The 5447-nt window shown below is 73.1% G+C and carries 4 protein-coding genes; 1 reads left to right on the top strand and 3 read right to left on the bottom strand.

Annotation, left to right across the window (positions count from 1 at the left end; translation table 11 throughout):
- Window positions 1–460 precede the first annotated feature (460 nt).
- The 3 genes from ACFWBW_RS41445 to ACFWBW_RS41435 all read right to left on the bottom strand — a co-directional run bounded on the left by ACFWBW_RS41445 (window position 461) and on the right by ACFWBW_RS41435 (window position 4693).
- Window positions 461–2695 carry an acetate--CoA ligase family protein gene (locus ACFWBW_RS41445; RefSeq protein WP_385385006.1) on the bottom strand — a complete coding sequence of 745 codons (2235 nt, stop codon included), beginning with the start codon at window positions 2693–2695 and terminating at the stop codon, window positions 461–463.
- A 337-nt stretch (window positions 2696–3032) separates the two neighbouring features.
- Window positions 3033–3374 (bottom strand): DUF5713 family protein, encoded by a 342-nt coding sequence (locus tag ACFWBW_RS41440; RefSeq protein ID WP_385385003.1) that lies wholly within the window; start codon window positions 3372–3374, stop codon window positions 3033–3035.
- Between the two features lie 98 nt (window positions 3375–3472).
- Window positions 3473–4693: a flavin-containing monooxygenase gene (locus tag ACFWBW_RS41435; RefSeq protein WP_385385000.1), complete on the bottom strand. Its 1221-nt coding sequence runs from the start codon at window positions 4691–4693 to the stop codon at window positions 3473–3475.
- A gap of 217 nt (window positions 4694–4910) precedes the next feature.
- On the opposite strand from ACFWBW_RS41435, the gene ACFWBW_RS41430 reads away from it, so the two are divergent.
- Window positions 4911–5339, top strand: a complete 429-nt coding sequence (locus ACFWBW_RS41430; protein ID WP_385384996.1) for a Zn-ribbon domain-containing OB-fold protein — start codon at window positions 4911–4913, stop codon at window positions 5337–5339.
- The last annotated feature ends 108 nt before the right edge of the window (window positions 5340–5447 follow it).

Below are 5447 nucleotides of genomic sequence, written 5' to 3'. Positions count from 1 at the left end.
CCCTCTGCTCTACTCCGACAGGGCGCGGCCTGTACCAGCGCCACAAATCACGCTTTACGTCCAGGCCGACACCCCACCCCGCCCCCGTCCCCGGCCCGGCCGCCCCCCGCTCCCGTCCGCGGGTGGGACTTTCAGACCGCCCGCGCCATTTCAGCCGTCCGGCGTTTGAGGACCGGGGTCTGGGGCGGAGCCCCAGGGGTCCGGGCGCAGCCCGGGGCCCCGCTTTCAGCCCGTCCGGCGTTTGAGGACCGGGTCAGGGGCGGCCCTGGGAACGGTGGAAGGGCGGGTCGGGGACTTCGCCCCGCGCAGCGGCAAGGGGCGCAGCAGTGGGGACTTCGCCCCGCGCAGCGGGAGGCCGGGCGGCCCGGCGCCGGAGTCGGGCGGCGCCGGAGTCGGGCGGCGCCGGAGTCGGGCGGCGCCGGCGGGGGCGGCGCCGGCGGGGGCGGCCCGGCGCCGGAGGTCAGTGGCAGATGGCCAGCGCGTCCAGGGCCACCGCCCCCTGCCCCCGGGGAAGCACCATCAGGGGGTTGATGTCGAGCTCGGAGAGTTCGTCGCCCAGTTCCATCGCCATCCGCTGCACCCGGAGGATGACCTCCACCAGCGCGTCGACGTCGGCGGGGGGCGCTCCCCGTACGCCCTCCAGCAGCGCGTGCCCGCGGAGTTCCCCGAGCATGGCGCGGGCCTGGTCCTCCCCGAAGGGCGGGACCCGGACGGCCACGTCGTGCAGGACCTCCACCAGGACCCCGCCCAGTCCCACCGTCACGGTCGGGCCGAAGAGTTCGTCCTGGGTGACGCCGACGACCATTTCGACGCCGCGTTCCACCATCTGGCAGACGAGGATCCCGTCCAGCGGGACGTTCTCGTAGCGTGCGATGTCCGTCAGTTCGCGGTAGGCGTCCCGGATCTGGCTCGCCGAGGTCAGGCCGATCTTGACCAGGCCCAGTTCCGTCTTGTGCGCGAGTTGGGGGCCCGAGGCCTTCATGACCACCGGGTAGCCGACCAGTCCGGCTGCCCGTACGGCCGCTGCGGCGCTGGTCACCAGTTGTTCGCGGGGCACGCGTATCCCGTAGGCGCGCAGGAGCTGCTTCGCCGCGTGTTCGCTGAGCTGCTGGCCCGGGCGCATGAGGGCCTGGGCCTTGCGGAAGGAGGGCGAGGTGGTGCGCGGGGCGTCCTCGAAGGGGGAGCGGTAGGAGGAGGTGAAGCGGTGGTGGCCTAGGTACGCGCGGACGGCGGTGATGCAGTTGCCGAAGGTGCGGAAGGTGGCGACCCGGGAGGAGCCGAGGAGCGTGGTGCGGTAGGCCTCCTCCGTGCCGACGGGGGAGCCCCAGATCACGCAGATGAGTTTGTCGGTCTGCTCGGCCGCGTCCACCAGGTCCTGGGCGAGTTTGTCGCTCATGGGGGGGAAGGGGCCTGTGATGGGGCAGATCAGGACGCCTACCGAGGGGTCCGCGAGGATGGCGTCGATGATCTTGCGGCCGCGCCAGTCGCCGACCGGGTGGCCGCCGTTGTCCACGGGGTTGGAGACGCCCAGGTACTCCGGGATCCACTGGTGCAGCTCGTCCTGCTTGGCCTGGGAGAGGGTGGGGATGCTGAGTCCCGCCTCGGTCGCCAGGTCGGAGAAGTGGGCGCCGGTGCCGCCGGAGATGGAGTAGACGACCACTCCGTCTGCGAGGGGCTTCCGGGCGCGGGCCAGGAGGGCCGCGGTGTCCTGGAGTTCGTCGAGGCCGTCGACGCGGATGACGCCGAACTGCCGCATGGCGGCGTCCACGACGGTGTCGGCGCCGGTCAGCTTCCCGGTGTGGGAGGCGGCCATGCGGGCGCCGGTCTCGGTGCGGCCGACCTTGACGGCGACGACGGGCACGCCGTTGCGGGCGGCCCGGTCGGCGGCGAGGAGGAACTGCCGGCCGTCCTTGAGGCCTTCGACGTAGCAGGCGATGGCCCCGACCTCGGGCTGCTCGGCGAAGTAGGAGATGAAGTCGGAGGTTTCGAGGTCGGCCTCGTTGCCGGTGGGCGCCCAGTGGGAGAGGCGGATGCCCAGCTCCTGGAGGGTGTACACCGGCCGGCCCTGGTGGCCGGACTGGGTGATGAGCGCGATGGCCGGGCCGTCGAGGTCGTCGCGGAACTTCTCGAAGGCGTTGAGGTTCGTGTTGGGTCCGAGGAGGCGCAGGCCCGAGCGCCGTACGGCGGCGCCCAGGCGGGCCTGCGCGGCGGCGCCCTCGTCGCCGGTCTCGGCGAAGCCGGAGGCGAAGGCCACGGCGAACTTGACCTTGGCTTCTGCCAGTTGCTCGACGATCGGGAGCGGGTCGGCTACGAGGAGGACCGCAAGGTCCACCTGTTCGGGCAGGTCGGCCACGGAGGCGTGGCACGGCAGCCCGAAGACCGTGGCCCGGGTGGGGTGCACGGGGTGCAGCCGGGCGCCGACGCGTTCCGCCCAGGCGATGAGCTGGCGGGTGATGCCGGTGTTGGGTCTGCCGTCGGCGTCCGAGGCGCCGATGACCGCCACGGACTCGGGCCGGAAGAACCGGTCCAGGTCGGGGGCGTCGGCGTGCAGGGGCCGACCGCTGACGTCCAGCGCGACCGTGTCCTCGGCGGACGGCGCCGCTGTGGAGTGGACGGCCGTCCTGGGGGTCTCCCCGCAGGCCTCGACACGTGCGCGGAAGTCGGTGGTGAGGGTGCCGTGAGTAGATCCAAGCATCGTTCCGCCCGCTCCTGCTCGATGAACCTCGACGAATCTCAATAACTGACGCGTAGTCAGATTACTGAACTGACGTGCCGTCAGGAACAGGGATGCACAGGAAAGCTGGTGGAGGTGCTGTGTGGAACGCTCGCGGCCCGGCTCCCGGACGCACTTCGGGGCAGCCCCGGGGTGCTCCCGGTACGGGTTCCGGGATGACTTCCGGGGCCTTCCTGGGAACGGTCTCAGATCACCGGGGTCCGGTCCAGACCATTATTCGGCCGAGGTCAGGAGGCCGCGGCGGCGCTGGGGGAGCGGCCGCCCGCCGCCCGGCCGGCCTCGCCGCGCGCGGAGCCCCTCACCAGTCCCGGGGGGCGATGAGCGCCTCGATGTCCGCGTCCGCGAATCCGTATGCGGAGGCCACGAACGCGAAGTCCTCGGCTATCTCCTCGCGCGCCACGGTCTCGATTTCGCTCCCCGCGGCCTCGAACTCCGCCTCCAGCAGGTTGAACTCCTCGGTCGCCGCCCCCGTCAGCACGTACAGCGCGGGCAGGTTCGCCGGTTGCTCGGCCTCGATGCGCGCGCACAGCCGGAGCAGGATGGCCCGGCCCTTGTCGAGGACGTGATACGGGTAGTACGCGTCCCGGTAGAGCGGCTCCAGGAAGGAGCGGGTTGCTGCTTGTTGGTTCGTGATCGGCACGATGATCCCCCATGGTTTTGTCGACGGTCCGACATCCCGATGCTGCCCCAGGCCACTGACAACGGGCCTGGGGGGAAGGGGTGAGGGGCGGGGAGGGCTTATGGGTGGGCCGTGCGGGCGATGGACTTGGCGATCTTCTTTGCGTCCAGGGCCAGTTCGCGGATGTTGCCGCTGATGGGGTTGGTGAAGCCGGTGAAGTAGAGGCCCGGGGCGTCGGGTGGGGTGTTTGCGCCGTGGGTGCGGGGGCGCCCGCGGTCGTCCAGTACGTCGAGGTCGCCGAGCAGGCCCTCCAGGGCGCGGCGGTAGCCGGTGGCCGCGATCACGGCGTCCGGGGTGATCCGCGAGCCGTCCGCGAGGACCACCTCGGCTCCGTCGAAGGACTCGACGGCGGCCACGGGCTCCACCCGGCCCGCGCGGACCGCGTCGATCAGGCCGACGTCCTGGAGCGGGATCGACCCCTGCTTGACCCTGGTGTACAGGCCGGTGGTGGGGCGCGGGAGGCCGTACGCGGACAGGTCCGGGACCGAGGCCTTGCCGACGATCGCGCCGAGCCGGTCGACGAGCCGGACGGGCAGGTGCCGGACCAGGATCCCGGTCCGCTGCGAGGGCCAGCCGGCGGTGGAGCGGCGCAGGATGTGCGGGGCCGTGCGCACCGCGAGGCGGACCCGGGCGGCGCCGCCCTCGGCGAGGTCGACCGCTATCTCGGCGCCGGTGTTGCCGACGCCGACGACGAGGACGTCCTGGCCGGCGTAGGGGGCGGGGTTGCGGTACTCGGAGGCGTGGGCGAGCGGGCCCGGGTAGGTGTTCCGGCCGGGCCAGTCGGGGATGAGGGGGGTGTGGTTGTACCCGGTCGCGACCACCACGGCCCGGGCCGCCATGATGCGGCCGCCGGTGGCGTGCAGGGTCCAGCCGGGGGTGCTGGGGAGGGAGTCCCCGGAGTCCGCCGAGTCCGCCGGGTCGGCCGGGTTCGTGGAGGGCTCGATGCGGGTCACCTCGATGCCGGTGGCGATCTCCAGCTCGTGGAACTCGGCGTACTTCTCCAGGTAGCGCACCACGTTCTCGCGCGCTACCCAGCGTCCGAAGCGGCGCGGCATGGCCAGGCCCGGCAGGGCGGAGAGGCGGCGCGTGGTGTGCAGGTGGAGGCGGTCGTAGTGCCGCCGCCAGGAAGCGCCGACGGACTCCGACTTCTCCACGACCACCGCGCGGACCCCTCGGGCGCGCAGCGCGGCGGCGACGGCGAGGCCGCCGGGGCCGGCGCCGATCACGTAGACCGGGCGGGGCTGGGTGGACAGGTCGGGTGCTGTGGGGGCTCCGGGCATGAGGTGTGAGCGTATCGCCGTACGCGGGCGGTGGGTCTCGGACGAGGAGGGAATCGGTTGCGGATCGATTACGGGGAGTGGTGGAGGGTGGGGCGCCGGCGGTGGGCGCCGGCGGTGGGCGCCGGGGGCGGGCGTCGGGGGTGGGGACTTGTGGGATGGGGCGGGATCCGGTGAACTGACGGTACGTCAGGTGGGTGTGTCCCGGAGGAGTGGTGTCGTGAGTACTGGAGCCGGTACGGCTGCGCGGTTCGACCTGCCGGAGATCGACGACTTCACGCGGCCCTACTGGGACGCGGCGGCGGAGGGCCGGCTGTTGCTGCGCCGCTGCGGGGAGTGCGGCAAGGCGCACCACTACCCGCGGGAGTTCTGCCCGGCCTGCTGGGCGGGGGAGGACCGGGTGACGTGGGAGACGGCGAGCGGGCGGGCCACGCTCTACACCTGGTCGGTGATCCACAGGAACGATCTGCCGCCCTTCGGGGAGCGGGTGCCGTACGTGGCGGCGGTGGTCGACCTCGCGGAGGGGCCGCGGATGATGACCGAGGTCGTCGGCGCGGAGGGGGCGGAGCTGCGGGTGGGCATGGACCTGGTGGTGACCTTCCGGGAGGCGGCGGAGGGGGTCTGGGTGGCGGTGTTCGCGGTGGCGTGACCGGCGGGGCCGGCCTGGTGGCCGGCTGTGACTGTCCGGCGGCCCCCGGCGGCCCCCGGCGGCCCCCGGCGGCCCCCGGCGGCCCCCGGCGGCCCGGCTCCCGGCCCC

Origin of the sequence: Streptomyces sp. NPDC059957, from assembly GCF_042730015.1 — a bacterium.
GTDB lineage: Bacteria > Actinomycetota > Actinomycetes > Streptomycetales > Streptomycetaceae > Streptomyces.
Note: the sequence above shows the minus strand (reverse complement) of the source record. Positions and strands in the feature narration are given on the sequence as shown.

Bases quoted from the DNA above. Each gene is read 5' to 3' on its own strand.
- ACFWBW_RS41445 (WP_385385006.1), bottom strand. From the start codon at position 2,695: ATGCTTGGATCTACTCACGGCACCCTCACCACCGACTTCCGCGCACGT.
- ACFWBW_RS41435 (WP_385385000.1), bottom strand. From the start codon at position 4,693: ATGCCCGGAGCCCCCACAGCACCCGACCTGTCCACCCAGCCCCGCCCG.